A 22933-nucleotide genomic window follows, 5' to 3' on the forward strand; every position below is an offset into this window, starting at 1 on the left:
CGCGTCACGATGGAAAAGCGGCGCAAAAGGGTTGCGGCAAAAAGCCGTTAGAGCTTGGAGAGTTCTGTCATGGATTTTTTCAGATTGGTCAGCGCCACCTTGGTTTCCGCCGTCGTCTCGCCCAAAAGGCTGGCGATTTCCTGCGCCACCCGCATCTGCTTGACGATGACGTTCTGGGCGATGTCCACCGTGGAGTCGCGCAGGGATTCGAGCTGCTGCTTGTGCTGCTCTTCGTCGGTGATGTCCTTGACAAAGACCAGGTACATGCCGTGCTCCTTGATGTAGAGGATGGTCTGTTCCACCGTTTTGTCCGATTCGTCCACACGGACCTTTTTGGTGACGGCCTTCTCCTCCCGCTTAGCGGTGTCGAAGTCCATCTCCCCGTAGAAGGCGGGGATGGGCAACCCGATGGAATCGGCCCGGGTGATCTGATAGATGTCCTCGGCCATGGGGTTTAAATCCTGGACGTTGAGGTCCTCATCCAGGGCGATGATGGCGTTGGGGGAATACTCGGTGACGGTGTTGGAGATATTCTCCGCCCGCTCCCGGAAGAAGGGCAGGCACATATTGATATCCGCCTTGCCCTGGAAGACGGCCACCGCTTTTTCCCGGCACGAGTGGTAGCCGCAGCTGCCGCAGTTGAGTTCGTCCTCGGGGGTGAGCTTGCCGATTTTAGCGAGGATGGCCCGGATTTCTTCCTCGGTGGGAACGTCCTTTTGGACGGAGCGGTTGGTGAAAACTCGGGGATGGGGAAATTCGATGGAGGCGGTGGGCGCCGGGTTTTCGTCCTGGGGCATGGGATCGTCGTCGATCATGGTCTCGGTGACCAGGAGGCTGCGCTGTCCCATGCGCATCACCGGCCCGCCGATGCAGCCGCCGGGGCAGATGTTGGCTTCCACAAAGAGGCCCTCCACTTGGCCGTCCCGGATGGCGTCAAACATCTCCATGCACCGGTCCACGCCGTCCACGGCAATGGGGCGGTAGTGATTAAATTTTTCCTCCGGGATGGTCTTGAGAATGCCGGTGGTCTTGGGATAGAGGCGGGAAACAGGGTTGCAAACTCCGGCGGCCTCCGGGTCCCCCTCCTCCAGGGAGACGCCCTGGGCGTCCATCCACTTCTGGATGCCGCCGAAGGTGAGGGCGTAGTTGACAAATCCGCCGGCCAAGGGATCAGAGGCCTCGTTTTTCTTGGAGAGGCAGGGCCCGATGAAGGCCACCTTGATGTCGCCGTAGGTCTCCCGCATAAGCTTGGCGTGAGCCATCATGGGGGAGGAGACGGGGGCTAGGTTCTTAATGAGCTCCGGGTAATACCGCTCGATGAGCATGACGACGGAGGAACAGGCCGTGGCGATGATGTTTTTCATTTGGCCGTTTTCCATGAGATTGGCGTATTCCCGGCTGGTCTCGTTGGCGCCGATGGCGGTTTCCTCCACCCCCGCGAAGCCCAGCTTCTTGAGGGCCGCCGAGAGCTTAGAGAAGTCGTCGGTGCCGAAGAAGCCCGGCCAGGAGGGGGCCACCGTGGCGTAAACCCGCTTGCCCTGGGCGATGAGCTCCTGGACGTGATGGTGGTCGCTTTTGATGAATTTGGCGTTCTGGGGGCAGCACTGGACGCAGTTGCCGCACAGGATACACTCGTCGTCGATGATGGTGGCCTTGCCGTTTTTAAAGGCGATGGCCTTGACCGGGCACTCCCGGATGCATTTATAGCAGTTGTGGCAGTTGCCGATATTCAGTTCAATGACTCCCATATTTTGCTTCTCCTTTGCTTTTTAGCTTTGACGGGGATTTTACTGGCCGGATTTCTGGGCCTCAGCCAGGGGGAAGATGTGCTCATAAAAGACCGATTCAGCGTTGACAAACCCCACGTTGTCCACGGGTTTGTCGTCCACCATCACCGAAATGCCGGTCAGGCACCGGCCCATGCAGAAGGAGGCCTTGAGCTCCACGAAATCCTCCAATTGATTTTTCTTGATAAGCTCCTGGAAGGTCTTGATAACCTGATAGGACCCCTTCATGTGGCAGGAACTGCCCACACAGACGCTGACAACCATGTTATTTTCCATCCTTTCGGCGTTTTTGGGAAAAACAGCTTTTCTTAGGGAAAGCTGTAAATTGTTAAAAATAAAACAAGTTGCTATTTATATCAGTATACATGAAAAAGGGGGCGTAGCACAAGGTGAGAAACGCATAAAAAGGAGGGAAAATCTTTGGCGGATTCGGTCGGAATGGAAAAGGCGGGCAAGACTGTACAAAGCTGGACGCCTTCTCTGGAACATAATGCCGAAGTTGTTAGGAAGGGCATGGAAACTCGCGTTCTTACCTTGACATGCCGGCGTTTCATACGATATAATGAAATCGTTAAAATATAGACAAAATCGGGGAGGGGCCTTTGTGCACTTTACCCGTGGGTTTGTTGGAGGAATAAGGAAAGGTGGCGCTTTGCCCGCATGAAAAGACTGATCGTTGAAGTGTGCGTATGTCCAGAATGTGTGATGATGGGAGCGATGGACATCATCGAGGCCATTGAGAGCCTCAAAAAGCTCAAAACCCAGCTGCGGCTCAATACCCAGGTGCAGGTTATCACCAAAAGCTGCATTGGGGAGCCCAAGCATGGGGACGATTCCCCCGTGGTCGTCATCAACGGGGACCGGCTCGTCTGCGCCAACAGCCAGACGGTCATGGAGAAGATCATTTCATTAAAAGCGAAGGATGTGAAGCATTAAGTGCGTGGAATCTATACCCCGGTAACCAAGCTGCGGCGTCAGGTTTTTGCCCAGATCGCCGAATTTGCTTACCGCAATGAAGAGTATGCAGCGTTTGAGGAAATTCCCTATAAGATCATCAAGGGGGAAGTGGCGACCTATCGCGACAGCATCTTCAAGGAGCGCGCCATCATCGGCGAGCGGTTGCGCCTGGCCATGGGGCTTTCCCTGCGCAAGGTGGACGAGCACATGCCGGTGGCCAAGGGCATCGAGGAGTGCGCCAAGCCCGAGAAGTATTACGAGCCGCCGCTTGTCAACGTCATCCCCTTCGCCTGTAACGCCTGCCCCGAGACTTCCCTGATGGTCACCGACAACTGCCGCGGCTGCCTGGCCCACCCCTGCGTCAGCGTCTGCCCGGTCAAGGCGGTGTCCTTTGAAAACGGGAAGTCCCACATCGACCAGGACAAATGTGTGCGCTGCGGCCGGTGCAAGGATGTCTGCCCCTACAGCGCCATTGTCAAATACGAGCGTCCCTGCGCCGCGGCTTGCGGTGTGGACGCCATTGAGAGCGACTACCTGGGACGGGCCAAGATCAACTATGATAAATGCGTCTCCTGCGGCATGTGCATCGTCAACTGCCCCTTCGGCGCCATCGCGGACAAGTCCCAGATCTATCAGCTCATCCGCGCCATCATGGACGGCCAGGAGGTCGTCGCGGAGATCGCGCCCGCTTTCGTGGGCCAGTTCGGCCCCTTGGCGACTCCGGATAAAGTTAAGGATGCACTCAAAGAACTGGGCTTCTCGGCCGTCTATGAGGTGGCCATCGGCGCTGACATCGGCGCCATGGCGGAGGCCGACCACTATGTCAACCACGTGGGCAAGGATCTGCCGTTTTTGGCGACCTCCTGCTGCCCCTCCTGGTCGGTCATGGCCAAGAACAATTTCCCGGATCTGGCCGGCTGCGTCTCCGAGGCGCTGACGCCCATGGTGGCTACCGCCCGGATCATCAAAAAGGAGCACCCCGACGCCAAGGTGGTCTTCATCGGGCCCTGCGCGGCCAAGAAGCTGGAGGCTTCCCGCCGCAGCGTGCGCAGCGACGTGGACTTCGTCATCACCTTTGAGGAGCTCATGGGCATGTTTGTCGCCAAGGGCATTGACTTCGGCAGCGTGGATACCGAGCCCATGGACGACGCCACCGGCGCCGGCCGCGGTTATGCGGTGGCGGGCGGCGTGGCGGACGCCATCGCAAACTGCATCAAGGAGAAATATCCCGATGTGGAAGTGAAGGTGGACCGGGCGGAGGGTCTTCGCAACTGTAAGAAGATGCTCCAGATCGCCAAGGCCGGCAAGCGCAACGGCTATCTGCTCGAGGGCATGGCCTGTCCGGGCGGCTGTGTGGGCGGCGCGGGCACCGTCATCCCCATTAACAAAGCGTCGGCCGCCGTCAAGAGCTTCCAGACCAAGGCAGGCTCCTCCATCGCCTACGACAGCAAATACGCCGACGAAAAAATCGAAGAATAATTCGCTCTCTCATCGAGCGCGGAGCGCCCCCGGACCCGGTCCGGGGGCGCTCATTTTTTTGCGGTGGGGAGTATTTCTTTTAAAAAAGATGAAAAAATGAGGAGGAAAGAGCATTCGAGAGAAAATCGGAGCAAAGGCGGCAGAAAAACAGAAAAATTCGCGAAAAACAGCGGATAAAATCGGGATTTCGCGAGAAATTCGCGGAAAAACATTGACATTTCAATATAATGTGCTATATTGGTAATCGTTGTTTTTGGCATCTAAAAAACACAAAAGAAAACTGGTGCGCAAGGTACCGCCTAAAACGGGCCGCCGGAAAGGAAAACGGCGGCAACGATAGATCAAAGCCTTTTGCGGGAAGCGGCTACAAGCGCACTGGGGTTCGCACGGCGAGAGGGGACTCGCGTACGTGTAAACTAAAAATCCGCAAAGGGGGATGCCCAAATGGGGGAAAATTGTATCGTCAGCCTCAAAGACATTGTCGTGGACTTTGACGGAGAAGTAGTGCTCGACGGAATCAACCTTGACATTCATGACAAGGAGTTCGTCACGCTGCTCGGTCCGTCAGGTTGCGGGAAAACCACTACGCTGCGCATTATCGGCGGCTTTGTGGAGCCCGCGTCCGGCGATGTCTTTTTTGATGGCAAAAGAATCAACGAGATGCCGCCCTACAAACGGCCGCTCAACACGGTGTTTCAGCGCTATGCGCTGTTCCCGCACTTAAACGTCTTTGAAAACATCGCCTTCGGACTGCGCCTGCAAAAGGTTCCGGAAAAGGAAGTGGCCCAGCGGGTGGCCGAAATGCTGGAGCTTGTCAACCTCAAGGGCTTTGACAAGCGGGGCGTCAATCAGCTCTCCGGCGGCCAGCAGCAGCGCGTCGCCATCGCCAGGGCTTTAGTCAACCATCCAAGGCTGCTCCTCCTCGACGAGCCGCTGGGAGCGCTGGACCTCAAACTGCGCAAGGGGATGCAGATCGAGCTCAAACGCATCCAACAGAGCCTTGACATCACCTTTGTCTACGTCACCCACGACCAGGAGGAAGCGCTGACCATGAGCGACACGGTGGTCGTCATGAAGGACGGCCACATCCAGCAGATCGGCACGCCGCAGGACATCTACAACGAGCCGAAAAACGCCTTTGTCGCCGACTTCATCGGGGAGAGCAACATCCTCGACGGCGTGATGCACAAGGACTTTGTGGTGGAGTTTGCCGGGCGCAAATTCGACTGCGTGGATAAGGGCTTTGAAAAGATGGAAAATGTGGACGTGGTCATCCGCCCGGAGGACATCAAGGTGGTGCCCGCCATCGCCGGACAGCTTTCCGGCCGGGTGGAATCGGTCATCTTTAAGGGCGTCCACTATGAAATGGTGGTGGAGAGCGCCGGGTTTTCCTGGATTATCCACTCCACCCAGTCCCAGGAGCCGGGATCTTCCATCGGTATGAATATCGACCCGTTTGATATCCATATCATGCACAAAATGGAGGAAGAGCGATGAAAACAAAAGCAGCTTCCTTGCCCTATGCGGTTTGGACCTTCATTTTTATTGTCGTTCCGCTGGCGATGGTGGCCTATTTTGCTTTCATCGACGAAGCGGGACATTTTACCCTGGAAAACGTGTCCAGCGTGGGGCAGTATACCCCGGTGTTGGCCCGTTCCATCTGGCTGGCGGCCATCGCCACCGTCATCTGCCTGGTGATCGCCTATCCGCTGTCCTACCTTCTCTCCCGGATGCATGTCGGCCGGCAGAAGGTCTTCCTCATGCTGGTCATGCTGCCCATGTGGATGAATTTTTTGCTGCGCACCTACGCCTGGATGACCCTGCTCGAAAGGAACGGCCTCATCAACCGCTTTTTCGCCCTCTTTGGCCTGGGGCCCTTCGAGATGATCAATACCCAGGGGGCCGTGGTGCTGGGCATGGTGTATAACTACCTGCCCTTTATGATTTTGCCGTTATACTCCATCATGGTAAAGATCGACAACCGCACCATCGAGGCGGCCCAGGACCTGGGCGCCAACTCCTACCACGTCTTTTCTAAAGTGGTGCTCCCCTTGAGCGTGCCCGGTATCACCACCGGCATCACCATGGTCTTTGTCCCGGCGGTGAGCACTTTCATCATTTCCCGGATGCTGGGCGGCGGCGGAAACTTGCTCATCGGCGACTTAATCGACCTGCAATTTTTGGGCAACGCCTACAACCCCAACCTGGGGGCGGCCATCTCCCTGGTGCTGATGGTGCTCATTCTGCTTTGCATGAGCATCATGAACCAGTTTGATAACGACGAGGGAATGGAGGGCGCGTTGCTATGAAAAAGAGAAAGTGGCTTTCCAACACCTACATCGGTCTCATCTTTGCCTTTTTGTACCTGCCTATCGGCGTCTTGATCGCCTATTCCTTTAACGAGTCCAAGAGCCGGGCGGTCTTTACGGGATTTACCTTCGACTGGTATGCGAAGCTCTTCCACAACGACGTCATCATCCAGTCCCTCATCAACACCCTCATCATCGCCGTGGTTTCCTCCATCGTGGCCACCATCATCGGAACGGCGGCCGCCGTGGGTATCAACTCCATGAACAAGTGGATGAAGTCGGCCATGATGAATTTGACCTATCTGCCCATCATCAACCCCGAGATCGTTACGGGCGTTTCGATGATGCTGCTCTTTGTCTTTTTAAAGCTCCAGTTTGGCTTTACCACCCTGATTATCGCCCATATCACCTTCAGCCTCCCCTATGTCATCCTCAATGTTCTGCCAAAGCTCAGGCAGATGGACAAGTTTGTCTATGAGGCGGCGCTGGATTTGGGGTGCACGCCGCTGCTGGCTTTCCGCAAGGTGATCTTCCCGGAGATATTGCCCGGCGTCATTTCGGGCATGCTCATGGCGTTCACCTTCTCTTTGGATGACTTTGTCATCAGCTACTTCACCACCGGCCCCACCTCCCAGACCCTGCCGGTGACCATCTTCTCCATGACCAGACGCAAAGTCAGCCCGGAGATCAACGCTTTGTCCACCATTATCTTCATCGTAGTGCTGGCAACCCTCCTCATCGTCAACTTCAAGGACCTGCGAAAGCAAAAGAAGGTCCAGCGGTCGGAGGTGGGCGTATGAAAAAATTGACCGCGGCGCTGCTTGCCGCTTTGCTGCTCCTCCTTTTCGCCGTCCCGGCCTTTGCCGAAATCGAGGTGGAGGATGAAAGCTACTACCAGAAATTCAAAGGGCAGGGTATTTCCATCAACGTCTACAACTGGGGCGAGTATATTTCCGACGGCGCCGAAGAGGGGACCATCAACGTCAACAAGGAGTTTGAGGACCTCACCGGCATCAAGGTCAACTACTCCACCTTCGCCTCCAACGAGGAGCTGTACGCCAAGCTCAAAAGCGGCGGCGCCAACTACGACATCATCATCCCCTCCGACTACATGATCGGCCGGATGATCAAGGAAAATATGCTCGAGCCCCTCAATTTCGAGAATATTCCCGCTTTCAAAAACATCAGCTCTCAGTTTGTTAACCCCATCTATGACCCGGACAACGCCTACTCGGTGCCCTACACCTGGGGCACGGTGGGCATCATTTACAACACCACCATGGTCGACGGCGACGTGGACAGCTGGGACATCCTATGGGACGCCCGCTACATGGGGGACATTTTGATGTTCGCCAATTCCCGGGACGCCTTCGCCATCGCGCAAAAGCGGCTGGGCTACTCCTTTAACACCGGGAACCCGGACGAGTTGGAGAAGGCAGCCGAGAGCCTCAAGGAGCAAAAGCCCTTGGTGCAGGCCTATGTCATGGACGAAATCTTCGATAAGATGCAGGCGGGGGAGGCGGCCTTGGCCCCCTATTACGCTGGGGACGCCATCACCATGATCGCCGACAACCCCGACCTCGCCTTCGCCGTACCCCGGGAGGGTACCAACCGGTTTGTGGACGCCATCTGCATCCCCAAGGGGAGCCAGCAGCAAGAGGCGGCGGAGATGTATATCAACTTCCTCTGTGAGCCGGAGGTGGGCCTTGCCAACTGCGAATATATCGGTTACTCCACCCCCAACGACGCGGCCATGGAGCTGCTTGACGACGAGATGAGGAATAATCCCATCGCCTATCCCTCCGAAGAGGTGCTCCAGAATACCGAGACCTTCCTCAGCTTGGATGACGACGCCAACAAGCTGATGGACAAACTCTGGACCGACATCATGAGCACCAACGAAGGGACCAATCAGTGGCTCATCCCGGTCTTCTTAGTGCTGTGTATCGTGGCTTCCATCACCATCAACGTGGTGCGTCGCATCCGCAAAAAGCGGGACAGTATGTATTAAGTGTAAAAAACAGCCGCACATTTGTGCGGTTGTTTTTTTATCGAGAGTGCGGTGTCCGGAGGCCAGAGAGAGCGGCGCTATAATAGGATGCTGTGGTGACAAAAGGCGTACCATATCCGCCGTCCCTGTAGTGGCCATCGCTTTTTTTGGCTGCATTTTGGCCCAGAGTCCTCCCGTTTCCCAGCCCCGCCGCCTGATTTTTTTCAGGCGGCGGGGCTTTTTGTGTGGCGGCGAAATTTTCCACCGCTGAATGAAATCGGTGGAAAATGGAAAACTACCCATGAATACCTAGGGGGAAAGGATGAACCTGTGATGCAAAGGGATCGGTCCACGCCATCGGGTGGACATCAGGAGAAAAAGCGGGGGAGCTGCCGGAAGCTCATGCGGCGATTGAGGGAAAACCGGGCGGCGATGAAGGCCGCCTTTGTCCGGATTCAGTCGTCCGACAGCGAAATCGAGGGGGCCGAGCGGTGGCTCTACGACAATTTTTACATCATCGAACGGGAGAGCAAGAACTGCCTGCGGGCGCTGGCGGGACTGCGCCGCCTGCCCTTGGGGGAGGACGGACTGCCGGTGATCTTTACCCTTCTTTCCTCCCAGGTGACGGCTCCCCAGAAGACTCTGGAGGAGGGTATGCTCCTTTCCCTTCTCGAGCAGGCGCAGAAGGACGCGCCCTTTTGCTGGGAGGAGCTGTGCGCCGTCAAATCTCTTTTGCAGGCGTCGGCCCTGCTTCTGTGTGCCGACGGGGTGGCCCGGGAACGGGAGGAGGATCTCAGTTATGGGGTGCGGCTCCTCATCTCGCTGGAGGGCGTCAATTTCCGGCATCTGAGCGCCGCCGTCAGCCGGGTGGCGGCGCTCTATGAGCGGGATCCGGCGGGCGTTTACCCCAAGATGGACGAGGAATCGAGGGAGGAATACTGCCGTCTGACGGCGCTCCTCGCCCGCCGGCGGGGGATGGACGAAGTCACGCTGGCCGAAGAAATCCTCCTCGAAGCCCAGCGGGCCGTCAAGGAAAACGGGAGAAGGGAGCCGGGCCGGAAAGAAGGCGGGGAGGACGCCGGCCGCGGGGAAAAAAGCAAAGAGACCTCCGCGTTCGACGAAGAGGAGACTTTTTTCCGCGCCATGGGGGAAAAGCGGGCCCATGTGGGCTGGTATCTCCTCCACGACAACGTCCTCACCCGGAAGTGGAAACTGCGGGGTATTTTGCTTCTTGCAGGCGCGGCGGGAATCAGCCTGGGCCTTTCGCTCGGGCTCAGTTTTTGGATGGGAAGCGGCTGGCTCTGGCTGCTGCTTTTGTTGCCGGTGTGGGAAGTGGTGAAGACCTGCTTAGAGCCCCTCCTCATGCGGGGAGTGGAGGCGGCGTTTCTGCCCCGGATGGAGCTGCCCGGCGGCGTGCCAAAAGCGGCGCGGACCTTGGTGGTCATTTCCACCCTGCTCCCCTCAGCCGGGGACATAGGACAGTGGGAGGAAAGGCTTAAGAAGATGGCCCACGCCGCCGGGCAGGGGGACATCGGATTTCTCCTGCTATGCGACTACAAGGTGGCCCCCTATCCGGAGGACCCCGTGGACGCCTCCCGTAAAAGGGCGGCGGAGCAGATGATGGGCCGCCTCAACGCCGAGCAGGGGGAGCGTTTTTTCCTCTTTTTGCGGCCCCGCCGCTTTAGTAAGACCCAAAACATGTATAGCGGCTGGGAGCGCAAGCGGGGCGCGATCACCGAGCTTGTACGGCTCATCAAAACCGGGGAGGACGGCGGCGGCTTCTTGGTGGGGGACAAAGCCTGGCTGCGGGGGACGAAATATCTGCTGGCCCTGGACGCGGACACGGGGCTCACCTTTGACTGCGTGCCCATGCTGGTGGCCGCGGCCGAGCACCCCTTTTGCCGGCCCGTCGTCGACCCCCGCCACCGGGTGGTGGCCGAGGGCTTCGGCATCCTGGCCCCCCGCATCGTCAATGCCCTCCCCGACGGGAAGCGGACCCCCTTTTCCGCCGTCATGGCCGGGTCGGCGGGCATCACGCCCTACGAAAAGCGGGCGGGAGAAGTCTATCAGGACCTGTTCGGTTCCTCCCTCTTCTGCGGCAAGGGGCTTATTGAGGTAAACGCCTTTTCCGTCGTGCTCGAGGACCGGTGGGAGGAAAACCGGATTCTCAGCCACGACATATTGGAGGGCGGGTACCTTCGTACCGCCTTAGTCAGCGACGTGGAGCTCACCGACGGCTTCCCCGCCTCCATGGGCGGCTGGATGCTCCGGCTCCACCGCTGGATCCGGGGGGACTGGCAGAACCTACCCTTTTTGGGGCGGGTGCTCCACAAGGGGGAAGAAACGGAAAAAAATCCCCTGTCGATGCTCAGCCGCTGCCAGCTCTTTGACAACCTGCGCCGGAGTCTGACGCCGGTGCTTTCCTATGCCTGCGTCCTGGCATCCCCCTTCTTTGCAAGACCGGCAGCCGCCCTGCTCGCGGCGGCGGGGGTGCTGGGAGTCATCTTTCCCTTCCTGCTGGGAGCCGTGCGTGCGGTCGTCTCCGGCGGGGCGTTCATGCTCTGCCGCCGCTACTACGGCGACGCCCTCCCCGACGCGGGGGAGCGGCTCATGCAGGCGCTCTTTGCTCTGGTGATGCTCCCCAAACAGGCCCTCGTCTCCCTGGACGCCTGTCTGCGGGCGCTCTACCGGCGCTTTCTCTCCCATAAAAACCTCTTGGAGTGGCAGACCGCGGCCCAGAGCGAGCAGGGCCGGGGCGGCTTCTGGCGGACCTTGGCGGGGTTTTGGTTGGTGATCCTACTGAGCGTTCCTCTGCTCTTTGCCCCCTACGGCTTCGTCCGGATTTTGGGGCTTATTTTCCTCTCTTCGCCTTTAGTGGCCTTCTTTACCGCGCGCAAATCCCGGGGGAAAAAGCCGGCTTTCAGCGGCGCGCAGCGGGAAAAGCTCTTGGGGTACTGCGCCAGAATGTGGCGGTTTTATGAGGAGCTGTGCGGGGAGGAGGACCACTTTCTGCCCCCGGACAACATCCAGATGGCCCCCATGCAGATGGTGGCCCACCGCACCAGCCCCACCAACATCGGGCTGATGATGCTCAGCACCCTGGCCGCCCGGGACCTGGGGCTCATTGACACGGGAACCATGGCGGGAAAGCTCTGCCGCGCCATGGGCTCGGTGGAACAGATGAAGAAATACCGGGGCAATCTCTATAACTGGTACGACACCCGCACCTTGGAGCCCCTTTCCCCCCGCTTTGTGTCCAGCGTGGACAGCGGCAATCTTTTGTGCTTTCTCATCTCCCTCAAGGAGGGGCTGCGGGAATATGCGGGGGAGGACGGGCGTATCGAGTCCCTCATTTCCCGGATGGAGAAGTGTGTCCGGGGGGCGGACCTGGCCGTCTTTTATGACAAAAACCGGGACCTTTTCCGGGTGGGCTACGATGCGGAGGGGGAGAAGCTGGGGGAATCCTGCTACGATTTTCTCATGAGCGAGGCGCGGATGCTCAGTTACTACGCGGTGGCCGCCCGGCAAGTACCCAAGCGCCACTGGGGAAGACTCAGCCGCGCCATGTCTCGGCTGGGGTCCTACGCGGGACCGGTCTCCTGGACCGGGACCATGTTCGAGTACTTTATGCCCCATCTGGTGCTGCCCGCCTACGAAGGGTCCCTCTTAAGCGAGGGACTGCGCTACGCCATCCACTGCCAGCGCCGCCGGGTGCGGGGCCTGGCCACGCCGTGGGGCATCTCAGAGAGCGGATACTACCGCTTTGACAACCAAATGGTCTACCAGTACAAGGCCCACGGCGTCCAGAAGCTGGGCGTCAAGCGGGACCTGGATAAGGAACTGGTCGTTTCCCCCTATTCCACCTTTTTGGCGCTGCCCTTCTGCCCCCAGACGGCCATGAAGAACCTGGACCGTCTGTCGTCTTTGGGGCTCATGGGGAAATACGGCTTTTATGAGGCCGTCGATTTTACCAAGGCGCGCATCGGCAACCAGAGCATGGCGGTGGTGCGCTCCTTTATGGCCCACCACGTGGGCATGAGCATCGTCGCGTCCGTTAACGCTCTGATGGACAACCGCTTTGTCCGGCGCTTTCTCCGGGACGGGGAGATGAGCGGATGCGACGCCATCCTCCGGGAGAAGGTCCACCGGGACACGGTGATGCTCGGGCTGATGAACGGGCGGGACGGACCCCGCAAAAGGGAAGAGCCAAAACCATACAGGGAGGAATATGTTTTGATGCAGCCGCAAAACCCGAGAGCGCAGCTGCTCTCCAACACCGAGCTCAGCGGCGTCTACACCGATCTGGGCGCGGGACACCTGGACTATCACGGCATGAACGCCACCCGGAAGAGCCGAGATCTTTTGCGGGGGCCGGAGGGGTGCTATGCGCTGCTCTCGTCGGGCGGGAAGACCATGAGCCTGACCCCCGCGCCCTACTACGACCCAAGCGTCGACTACCACACCGCTTTTTCGGACACCAGCGTCGCTTACCACGGGGCGGCACAGGGCTTAGAAACGTCGATGGAGTGCGCCGTTCACGGGAGCCTTAGCGCGGAGCTCAGGCAGATCATCGTGCGCAACACCGGCTCCCAAAAAAGAAACGTGTCCCTGCTTCTCTATTTTGAGCCGGTGATGGCGCCCGAACGGGACTACACCGCCCATCCGGCCTTTTCCAAGCTCTTTGTGGAGGGGGAGCTCTGTGGGGACAAGGACATCCTCCTCTTCCATCGCCGGGGCGCTCAAAAGGAGATGGCGCTGGCCGCCGGGTTCTTAGATAAGGAACAGGAGTTTTCCTATGAACTGAAAAAAGACGCCCTCTTTGATTCCCGGCTGGGGATGGAGAGCCTCAAAAACTTCCCCAAGAAAGAGTTTCACGGCGGCACCGGGGTGCCCGACTGTGTCTGCGCCGTGCGCCTTTCCTTTCCCCTTCCTCCCAAAGGGAAAAAGGAATTGACCTTCCTCACCTGCGTGGGGGAGGACCGGGAGGCCGCCCTCTCCGCCATGGCGCGGCTGCGGCGGATGCCCAGAGAGGAAGTGGAGAAGGTGGCCAAGAACCCGGAGAGCATGGAAAGCGCCGTGGGCCGCTGCCGCAGCGAGGTGCTGAGTCATCTCAACTACCCCCAATATGACTGCCGGGAGAATATGGAGGCCCTCCGGGAGAACACCCTGGGCCAGCAGGGGCTTTGGAGGCTCGGCATCTCGGGGGATTTGCCGGTGGTGCTCCTGCCCATGTACAGCGCCGGGGACGGGGAGCGGCTGCGGGTCTATTTGGAGGCCCAGCAGTCCCTTAGGCTGGGCGGACAATTATTTGACCTGGCCGTGTGCTACGACAGCCGGGAAAACGGGCAGGAGCACTGTGAGAAGCTGGCCCGGCGGATGCTTACCCAGTGCGGGAGCGAACCGTATCTCGGCGCGCCGGGGGGCGTTTTCCTCGTCGACCGGGCGGATATTTCCCCCGAGACGGTCACTTTGCTGGAAGCGGCGGCCTGCCACATCGCGCCCAAGTCCATGGCCCGGATGAGCCGTCCTCTGCGGGGATTCAGACCCATGGCCGTGGAGAGGAGCGCACCCAGAAATACGGCCCCCGCGGCGGGACTGCGGGTGGAAGGAGGCACCTTTGTGGAAGAAAAATTCTATGTGGATAAGCGCTCCCCCCTCCCGTACAGCCACGCCCTGTGCAATCCCACCTTCGGCACCCTGCTCTCCGACAGCGCGTTGGGCTTTAGCTGGGCTGTCAATTCAAGAGAATGCCGCCTGACCCCCTGGCAAAACGACAGCGCCCGGGACAACCGGGGGGAGGCGCTGCTGCTGCGCTGTTCGGGCCGGGAATATGATCTATTAAACGGCGCCCAGGCGGTGTTCGAGGCGGGGAGGGCCTCCTACTATGGGGTGTGCGGGGATGTAAACACCGAAATTACGGTGAGCGTACCGGCGCGGGGAAGCGTCAAGCACATCGACGTCACGCTGGAAAACCGCTCCAACCGGGATTTGCATATCGAAGCGGCCTACTACACCGAGCCGGTGCTGGGAGTGCTGCGGGATCAGAGCAAATATATCCAAGGGGAAGTGAAGGGCCGCACCCTCTTACTCCACAACCCCTATAATACGGCGGTCCCCTCCTATGCCGCCCTCGCTTCCAGCGAGCCGGCGGAGTTCCTCTTCGACCGGGCAGCCTTTTGGAGCGGGGAGTGGGGGAGCGAATCGGCTCTCCCCAACCCCGACCCCTGCGCGGCGGTGATCGTCAAAAAGAAGCTGCCGCCCCGACGGGCCCGGCATATCCGCTTTATCCTCTCCTTCGCACAGCGGGGAAGCGCCGCGGAGAAGCTCTTGGAGCTTCCCAATCTCCCGGCCTACACGCCGCCCAATCGGGTGGCGCTCATGGGCCCGGACCAAGCGCTGGACACCCTATTTACCCACTGGCTTCCCTGGCAGGTCTACTCCGTCCGGGTGGCGGGACGCTGCGCCTTCTATCAAAATTCCGGCGCCTACGGCTTCCGCGACCAGCTCCAGGACGTGGGCGGCCTCTGCCTTTTGGACCCGCAGACGGCCCGGCGGCACATCATCCGCGCGTCGGCGGTCCAGTTTCGGGAAGGGGACGTGCTCCACTGGTGGCACAACCTGCCCCAAAACGCCGGGGGACTGCGGGGCGTGCGGACCCGGTACAGCGACGACCTGGTCTGGCTGCCCTATGTGGCCAGCGAGTACTGGGAGACCACGGGGGACGACAGCCTCTGGTCGGTGCCCACCGCCTTTTTGGAGGGGGATGTGCTGGCCGACGGGGAACAGGAGCGGTATATGCAGGTGGCCCGGGGGAAGGAGCGGGTCAGCGTCTATGAGCATTGCGCCCGGGCCATCGACCGGGCCTATCAGCCGGGGAAGCTGGGCCTGCCCAAAATCGGGGGCGGGGACTGGAACGACGGCTACAACAAGGTGGGCGCTTCCGGCGCGGGACAAAGCGTGTGGCTGGCCTTATTCTTGTCCATGACCATGGAGCGCTTCCTTCCCGTCTGTAGAAAAATGGGGGACGGTGAGCGGGCCGAGCGGTACGAGGGGTGGATTGACGCCCTCAAACGGGCGGTGGACGGACACTGCTACCAGGACGGCTACTACCTGCGGGCCTTCTATGACGACGGGACCCCCATGGGAGCTAAGGAAAACGACGAGTGCCGCATCGACTCCCTGCCCCAGAGCTTCTCTGTTTTGGCGGGACTGCCGGACAAAGGACGGCAGCGCAGCGCCATGGACGCGGCCTGGGGGGAACTGGTGGACGAGGACTACGGCATCATCCGCCTCTTCACCCCGCCCTTCCACGAGAGCAGCCAGGAGCCGGGCTACGTCAAAAACTACCCCCGGGGCATCCGGGAAAACGGCGGCCAGTACACCCACGGGGCCATGTGGTTTGCCATGGCGGCCCTGCGCATGGGGGACGCCGGCAGAGGGGAGTCCCTCGTAAGGATGCTAAACCCCATCCATCGCTGTGAGGGCCCAAAGCTTGCAAGTGCCTACAAGCTCGAGCCCTACGCCATCGCGGCCGACATCTATACCAACGACAACTGTTACGGCCGGGGCGGATGGAGCATGTACACGGGCGCCGCGTCCTGGTACTACCGGGTCATTCTGCGGGAACTGCTGGGGCTTCATTTTAAGGGCGGAAGCCTGATTATCTCCCCGGTTCTGCCCGAGAGCTGGCCGGGATTCACCGCACAGGTGCGCCTATCTGGAAAAGATTTTGTCATCCAGGTCAGGCGAGGAGAACGGGATGAAAATCGAGGCATCCCCATTCCCCTTGCTTCCATCGGGGAAAGACTCTCTGTCACCCTGGGGGAGCGCCCCGGGGCGGATGTCCGGGGACAGGTGGGAGAGATGGGGGTTCCGCTCTCATGAACAAAGAGTGAACGGAGAAGAAAGCGATTGATTAACGATGGAAAAAATAGTATGATAGTAAGGAAAACGCGGGCGGGACTTGTCCGCAATCCAACCGGAGGAGAGAGACAGATGGACCAAACGCTTAACAGGACCAAACTCCTAGACCAAGTGTATTTTAACGCGATACGCGATGAAAAGTTTAAATCCAACCGCATTTCCATTCATCTTCTGACCACCCTCAGTGAGGATACCGCCGCCCAGAACGCGGTGGTGCCCGCCATCCTGCGCAAGGGCTACGCGGGATGCCCCGACTTTACCGAACTCAACCGAAAGCTCGCCCGCCTCTATGGCGCAATGCTGGACGCGGACGTGCGCAAGATCGGGGACTACCAGATCATCAATCTGTCCATCCAGAGCCTGGATGACCGCTTCACCATGGAAAACGAGGCGGTGGTCAAGGAGTGCTGCGAGCTGCTGTGCGGGCTGCTGCTCGACCCCAAGACGGTGGACGGGGCCTTTGATCCCACCGATGTGGAGCTGGAAAAGAAGTACCTTATCGCCTCCATCCAGGCGGAGATCAACGAAAAGCGCAGCTATGCCATCAACCGCTGCCTGGAAATCATGTGCGCCGGGTCCCCGGCGGGCATCGGGCGCTACGGCAGCGAGGCAAAGGCGCAGGAAATCACTCCCCAGAGCGCCTTTGCCGCCTATGAGCGGCTCATCCGTTCGTCCCAGATCGAGATCATCTTCTGCGGCTCCGGCGACCCGGCTCCGGCCAAGGAACTCTTCCAGACGGCCTTTGCCAAAGTGGAGCGGGCGCCCCAGGCGCTTCCCGAAATGGAGATGCTTCCCGCCTCTGAGAAAGTCAAGCGGGAAACCGACGAATTGGACGTCACCCAGGCCAAGATGGTCTTGGGCTTTACCGCCGACGTCGGTCGCGACCGGGCGGCTTTGGCCGCCGCGCGGATGATGGTGGCCGTCTATGGCGGCACGCCGTTTTCGAGGCTCTTCCTCAACGTGCGGGAGAAGCTGAGCCTCTGCTACTACTGCGCCGCCCGTTTTGACCGGGCCAAGGGCACCATGATGGTGGACTGCGGCATCGAGGACCAGAACCGGCAAAAGGCCTACGACGAAATCCTCCGCCAGCTCGACGTGATGAAGGAGGGCGGCTTCACCGACGAGGAATTCGACGCGGCGAAGCTGAGCATGCAAAACTCTTTTGAAAATATCGGCGATTCCCTGGCGGGGCTGGAAAGCTGGTATCTCGGCCAGATCATCACTGGGGAATACCGCTCCCCCAAGGAAGAAACCGAGCAGATTCTGGCTGTCAGCCGGGAAGCGGTGGTGGCCGCCGCCCAGAAGGTCCGGCTGGACACCGTGTATTATCTCACCGGCAAGGGAGGCAGCGACCATGAGTAACCGTCAGATTGTCAAAAACGCCCGTCTGGGCGAATCCTATACCAAGATCGAGCACACAAGCGGGCTGACCCTGCTGCTCTATCCGCTGGAGGGCTATTCCAGCGCCTACGCCCTGTTCGGCACCGACTTCGGTTCCATCAACAGCACCTTTAAAACCGCGCCCGACGCGCCTTTTTCTACGGTTCCGGCGGGCATCGCCCACTTTCTGGAGCACAAGATGTTTGAGAAGGAGGACGGCGACGCCTTTGCCAAATACGCCAAGACCGGCGCGTCGGCCAACGCTTTCACCTCCTTTGACAAGACTTGTTACCTTTTTTCCTGCTCCCAGAACTTCGAGGCGTCCCTGGAAATCCTTCTGGACCTGGTGACGAGACCCTACTTCACCCAGGAGTCGGTGGAGAAGGAGCAGGGCATCATCGGCCAGGAAATCCGCATGTACGACGACAGCCCCGATTGGCGGGTGCTCTTTAATATGCTCGAGAGTCTGTACAAAAACCACCCGGTCAAAATCGACATCGCCGGGACGGTGGAGTCCATCGCCGAGATTACGGCGGACACCTTGTACAGCTGTTACAACACCTTCTATAACCTGCGCAATATGGTGCTGGCCATCGCGGGCAACTTCGACATCGATACCGTGCTGCGTTGCTGCGACAAGATTCTCAAACCCGCGCCCGACTTCCAAGTCGAAAACGCGCCGGTGGACGAGCCGAGAGACATCTTAGAAAAGCGCCATGTGCAGAAACTGGACGTGGCCACGCCTCTTTTCAGCATTGGCTTTAAGGAAGAGCCCGACGACGCGGCGCATTTCATGCGGGGCGATTTGCTCAGTGAAATTATCCTGGACGCGGTGGCGGGGGAGAGCTCCAAAACCTACCGGGAACTCTATGACGCGGGTCTCATCAACCAGACCTTCGGCACCGAGGTGTTCTCGGGGGACGGGTATCTGACCTCCATCTTCGCCGGCGAATCGGAGGACCCGGACGAGGTCTATAAGCGCCTGTGTGCGGCCATCGCCGCCATGAAGGAGACGGGGCTTCCCAAAGAGGACTTCGAGAGAAGCAAGCGGTGCGTCTACGGCCGGTATGTTCGGGCGTTTGAGAGCGTGGAGGTGCTGTGCAGCGCCATGATCACCGCCCATTTCGGCGGCTGCGGCATCTACGACATCGTGGAGATGATCGCGGACATGACCTATGAAGAGGCGGCCGCCCGCTTTGCGCAGATGCTCTGCGAGGAGTACGGCACCATCTCCATCGTCAACACCACCGGAGAATAGGCGGGAGGCTGGGACAAAGCGCTTGTGCAGAAGCCCTTCGCGCGAAGACGCCGGCGCTTCCACAGCCATAGGCTTACCGGCAGCACCTGAGGGCAGGGCCAACAGGCGCGGAGAAGCAATAGAACGTATTCATTTGTGTTACAGCGCGGGAAATTTCCCGCGCGAAGGAAAGGAGCTGTACATATGCAGCAGATCGTGGACTTCCCGGGACTGGGGCTGCACTTTTCATTTAACAGCGTCGCATTTCACATCGGCAATCTGGCGGTGTACTGGTATGGCATCCTCATCGCTGTAGGCTTTCTGCTGGCGGTGGTCTATGTGGCCTACCGCTGCAAGAAATTCGGCCTGGACTTAGACCGTCTCATTGATGTCATCATCTTCGGCCTCATCGGCGGGGTCGTGTTCGCCCGGCTCTTTTACGTCATTTTCTCCTGGGACCAGTACAAGAATAACCTCTTGGACATCTTTAAGACCTGGGAGGGCGGTATGGCCATCTACGGCGGCCTCATCGGCGCCGTGCTCATCGGCGCCATTGCCTGTAAGGTGCGCAAGGTTAAATTCCTGCCCACCCTGGACGTGGTGTCCCTGGGCTTCCTTATTGGCCAAGGCATCGGGCGCTGGGGCAACTTCATCAATGTGGAGGCCTTCGGCGGCAACACCACCCTTCCCTGGGGCATGACCAGCCCCACCATCGAGAGCTATCTCACCCAGCATATGGATACATTGACGGCCCAGGGCATGGCGGTGGACCCCACCGGTATGGTCCATCCCTGCTTCCTCTATGAATCGCTGTGGTGTATCCTGGGTTTTGTACTGCTCCATTTTTATGTCAAGCACCGCCGGTTTGACGGCGAGGTGTTCCTCTTTTACAGCATGTGGTACGGCGCGGGCCGCTTCGTTATCGAAGGGCTGCGCACCGACAGCCTGATGCTGGGCCGGCTTCGAGTTTCCCAGCTGCTGGCAGCCGTCTTTGTGCTGGCGGCCCTGGCCGTTTGGATTTATGTCCGCTACCGGCTTAAAAAGAACGGCGTCCCCAAGGGCGAAAACCTCTATGCCAATTCATCAGAATCCAAATTCATTCTGGCTCACGGCTATAAAGAATACAAAGCGCTCCTCAAAAAAGCGGGTCCCGAAGCGGCGGCCATCGGCGTGATTTTCTCCGAAGACGGGGAGGACGCTTTGGAACCTGAGACGGCAAAAAAGACCCCGGCCGCCGAAGAAGCAGCGGCGCCGGACGAGAATAAAGAAGAAACATCAGAGAAGGAAGAGGACACAGAGGAGGACAACAAAGATGGCGAATAGTGCGGTAATCATCGACGGAAAAGCGGTATCCAAACAGACGCGGGACAACATTGCCGTGGAGACGGCCAAACTCAAGGCGGAGACCGGCGTGACGCCGGGCTTGGCGGTGGTCATCGTCGGCGACGACTCCGCTTCGAGAGTGTATGTCAACAACAAAAAGAAGGCCTGCGCCGAGGTGGGCTTTTACTCCGAGGAGCACGCCCTTCCGGCCGAGACGACCCAAGAGGAGCTGGTGGCGCTGGTCAAGGAATTAAACACCCGCGAGGAGATCGACGGCATCCTGGTGCAACTGCCCTTACCCAAGCATATCGACGAGAAGGCGGTCATCGAGGCCATTTCCCCGAAAAAGGACGTGGACGCCTTCCACGAACAGAACGTGGGCAAGATCATGATCGGCAATTACAGCTTCCTGCCCTGCACCCCCGCCGGTATCGTGGAGCTCATCGACTCCATCGGCGTGGACGTCACCGGCAAGGAATGTGTGGTCATTGGCCGCTCCAACATCGTGGGCAAGCCCATGGCCATGCTGATGCTGCATAAAAACGCCACGGTCACCATCTGCCACTCCCGCACGAGGGACCTGCCGGAGGTCTGCCGCCGGGCGGACATCCTCATCGCGGCGGTGGGCATCGCCAAGTTCGTCAAGGCGGACATGGTCAAGCCCGGCGCGGTGGTCATCGACGTGGGCATGGACCGGGACGAAAACGGCAAGCTGTGCGGCGACGTGGACTTTGACGCGGTCAAAGAGGTGGCGGGCTACCTGACCCCGGTGCCCGGCGGCGTGGGCCCCATGACCATTTCCATGCTGATGAAAAACACCCTCACCTCCGCCAAAGAGCGGGCGGGCAGGTAATAAAGAAAACAAAAGGAGCGGAGACATTCGTTGTCTCCGCTCCTCCTGGGTTGATGCTAGTAGCACTTCTTGCAGGGGGTAAAGCCCAGACTTTCGGCCTCTTCCACGGTGACTTGCCTGGGGCCGTCCATGCCGCTGCAATTGGGATTGGAGTGATATTTTGTACCGCCATTTGTTGGAATCCAGACCATTCCGCTCTGGGGCGCTTCGGCGGGCGGCAGGGTGTAACTCGATTTTGTGCCGCCTCCCTGTGCGGGAGTGGGAGTTTGGGCAGCGCCGCCGCCGGATTTTGGCTGGGAAGAGGAAGAAACCGTCTGCGCGGACGGGGTGGCAGCCGCCTTTGTGGTCGTTGTCGCGGACGTAGAGCTGGTGGTGACCGGCGTGGTCGTAGTAGAAGTAACCGGCGTGGTTGTTTTGACGGGAGCCGTCATCCGTTTTGGAGTGGTCGTCACCGTCCGCGTTTGTTTTGGCTGGCTCTCGCTTTGGGACATGGACTGCGCGGTGATGCGGTCGGCGTTAACCGGCGCTTTCCCCGGGGTGAAACAGCTGATGAGCACGGTGAGAAACACAAATCCAAAGAAAGCGGACGCTGTGGATTTTAGGATTTTACCCCCTTTGCCATACTTCCAGGTTAGGTAAATGCCCACCGGAGCAAAGAGAAACAGCATCAAAACGACAAACCACGTGCGCTGATATAGGGGCGTCGGATAGCTGGACATGTCACATCCTCCTCTAATGTCGATACTTGTCGATATTTGCTACAATAAAATAGGAAATAGTTAGTAATTCTATTCTTATTATAGCAATATGTCGGAAATATGCAATTCTATGAATGGTAAAAATCGTCTCAAGATCACGGCTCTGTTTACAATTGCTCACAATAGCGAAAAACGGAGCGCCATTTTTTCATTTTCCCTGGATTTATGCGGAAAAATGAGGGAGGACTCTTGACTTGGGGACGAAGATTTGGTATCATATGTAATGCCGCTTACTCTGGGCAGATAAGAGGGACGTGTCCCCGCCTATGCAGTAGCGAGACTAAAGAAAGAGGCTTATCACCTATGTACGCAATTATTGAAACAGGCGGAAAACAGTATCGCGTCAGCGAAGGCGATGTTGTTTTCATCGAGAAGCTGCAAGCGGATGCCGACGCAGTTGTCGAGTTTGACAAAGTGTGCGCGGTCGGCAAGGACGACGGCATTGTTGTAGGAACTCCGACCGTGGAAGGCGCTAAAGTGACCGCAAAGGTCCTCAAGAACGGAAAAGGCAAGAAAGTCACCGTTTTCACCTATCGTTCCAAGAAGGATTCCAAGCGCAAAATGGGCCACAGACAGCCTTACACAAAAGTTGAGATTCAGTCCATCAACGCATAGTCGATGGTCAAGGCAGATTTTGCCGAGCGCGAGGGAATGCTCGTGGCGTTTGATGTCTCCGGACACGCTGGTTTTGCCGGCGCGGGGGAGGACATCGTCTGCGCGGGGGTTTCTTCCACCCTCCAAATGACCGCCAATGGGATCACCGAGGTTCTCGGGCTCGATGCCACGGTCACGGTGGAGGACAATCGGATTCAACTGAAGCTCAAGGCTCCCGAGAAGCGGGCGGATGATTTCCTGCGGGCGTTTTTGCTCCAGCTCACCCTCTTGTCGGAAGCGTATCCCCACACAATCAAGATCAATGTTTCGGAGGTGTAACACA

General features: G+C 58.8%; 16 protein-coding genes. 13 read left to right on the top strand and 3 right to left on the bottom strand.

Going from position 1 to position 22933, the window contains the following annotated elements:
* Positions 1 to 47: 47 nt before the first annotated feature.
* Complete coding sequence (locus H8709_RS01085) at positions 48 to 1748, bottom strand: [Fe-Fe] hydrogenase large subunit C-terminal domain-containing protein (RefSeq protein WP_262396525.1); 1701 nt, start codon at positions 1746 to 1748, stop codon at positions 48 to 50.
* A gap of 39 nt (positions 1749 to 1787) precedes the next feature.
* Positions 1788 to 2063: a (2Fe-2S) ferredoxin domain-containing protein gene (locus H8709_RS01090; protein WP_262396526.1), complete on the bottom strand. Its 276-nt coding sequence runs from the start codon at positions 2061 to 2063 to the stop codon at positions 1788 to 1790.
* Between the two features lie 384 nt (positions 2064 to 2447).
* Between H8709_RS01090 and H8709_RS01095 the strand changes: the two genes are divergently transcribed.
* From H8709_RS01095 to folD, 11 genes are all read left to right on the top strand, one after another.
* The gene (locus H8709_RS01095; RefSeq protein WP_262396527.1) at positions 2448 to 2723 is read left to right on the top strand and encodes a (2Fe-2S) ferredoxin domain-containing protein; all 276 of its coding nucleotides are present in this window, start codon (positions 2448 to 2450) and stop codon (positions 2721 to 2723) included.
* Positions 2724 to 4223, top strand: coding sequence for a 4Fe-4S dicluster domain-containing protein (locus H8709_RS01100; RefSeq protein ID WP_262396528.1), 1500 nt, complete (start codon positions 2724 to 2726; stop codon positions 4221 to 4223).
* Between the two features lie 444 nt (positions 4224 to 4667).
* Entirely contained in the window at positions 4668 to 5720 is a 1053-nt protein-coding gene (gene potA / locus H8709_RS01105) for a spermidine/putrescine ABC transporter ATP-binding protein (RefSeq protein ID WP_262396529.1), read from the top strand.
* On the top strand, positions 5717 to 6532 hold the full coding sequence (locus H8709_RS01110) for an ABC transporter permease (protein WP_262396530.1): 816 nt from the start codon (positions 5717 to 5719) through the stop codon (positions 6530 to 6532). Before potA ends, H8709_RS01110 begins: the two co-directional genes overlap by 4 nt.
* Complete coding sequence (locus H8709_RS01115; RefSeq protein ID WP_262396531.1) at positions 6529 to 7332, top strand: ABC transporter permease; 804 nt, start codon at positions 6529 to 6531, stop codon at positions 7330 to 7332. Before H8709_RS01110 ends, H8709_RS01115 begins: the two co-directional genes overlap by 4 nt.
* Positions 7329 to 8543, top strand: a complete 1215-nt coding sequence (locus H8709_RS01120) for an ABC transporter substrate-binding protein (RefSeq protein WP_262396532.1) — start codon at positions 7329 to 7331, stop codon at positions 8541 to 8543. The genes H8709_RS01115 and H8709_RS01120 overlap by 4 nt, the downstream gene beginning before the upstream one ends.
* A 312-nt stretch (positions 8544 to 8855) precedes the next feature.
* Positions 8856 to 16406 carry a GH36-type glycosyl hydrolase domain-containing protein gene (locus H8709_RS01125; RefSeq protein WP_262396533.1) on the top strand — a complete coding sequence of 2517 codons (7551 nt, stop codon included), beginning with the start codon at positions 8856 to 8858 and terminating at the stop codon, positions 16404 to 16406.
* A 111-nt stretch (positions 16407 to 16517) separates the two neighbouring features.
* Complete coding sequence (gene yfmF / locus H8709_RS01130; protein WP_262396534.1) at positions 16518 to 17807, top strand: EF-P 5-aminopentanol modification-associated protein YfmF; 1290 nt, start codon at positions 16518 to 16520, stop codon at positions 17805 to 17807.
* Positions 17800 to 19083, top strand: a complete 1284-nt coding sequence (gene yfmH, locus H8709_RS01135) for an EF-P 5-aminopentanol modification-associated protein YfmH (RefSeq protein WP_262396535.1) — start codon at positions 17800 to 17802, stop codon at positions 19081 to 19083. The genes yfmF and yfmH overlap by 8 nt, the downstream gene beginning before the upstream one ends.
* Before the next feature lie 183 nt (positions 19084 to 19266).
* Positions 19267 to 20385, top strand: a complete 1119-nt coding sequence (gene lgt, locus H8709_RS01140) for a prolipoprotein diacylglyceryl transferase (RefSeq protein ID WP_262396536.1) — start codon at positions 19267 to 19269, stop codon at positions 20383 to 20385.
* Positions 20375 to 21238 (top strand): bifunctional methylenetetrahydrofolate dehydrogenase/methenyltetrahydrofolate cyclohydrolase FolD, encoded by an 864-nt coding sequence (gene folD, locus H8709_RS01145; RefSeq protein ID WP_262396537.1) that lies wholly within the window; start codon positions 20375 to 20377, stop codon positions 21236 to 21238. The genes lgt and folD overlap by 11 nt, the downstream gene beginning before the upstream one ends.
* Before the next feature lie 56 nt (positions 21239 to 21294).
* Here the strand turns inward: folD and H8709_RS01150 are convergent, their stop codons facing one another.
* Positions 21295 to 21957 carry a hypothetical protein gene (locus H8709_RS01150; protein ID WP_262396538.1) on the bottom strand — a complete coding sequence of 221 codons (663 nt, stop codon included), beginning with the start codon at positions 21955 to 21957 and terminating at the stop codon, positions 21295 to 21297.
* Positions 21958 to 22299: 342 nt separating this feature from the next.
* On the opposite strand from H8709_RS01150, the gene rplU reads away from it, so the two are divergent.
* Positions 22300 to 22611: a 50S ribosomal protein L21 gene (rplU, locus tag H8709_RS01155; RefSeq protein ID WP_262396539.1), complete on the top strand. Its 312-nt coding sequence runs from the start codon at positions 22300 to 22302 to the stop codon at positions 22609 to 22611.
* Between the two features lie 3 nt (positions 22612 to 22614).
* The gene (locus tag H8709_RS01160) at positions 22615 to 22929 is read left to right on the top strand and encodes a ribosomal-processing cysteine protease Prp (protein ID WP_262396540.1); all 315 of its coding nucleotides are present in this window, start codon (positions 22615 to 22617) and stop codon (positions 22927 to 22929) included.
* The last annotated feature ends 4 nt before the right edge of the window (positions 22930 to 22933 follow it).

Origin of the sequence: Zongyangia hominis (assembly GCF_014385095.1) — a bacterium.
Classification (GTDB): Bacteria; Bacillota; Clostridia; order Oscillospirales; family Ruminococcaceae; genus Zongyangia; species Zongyangia hominis.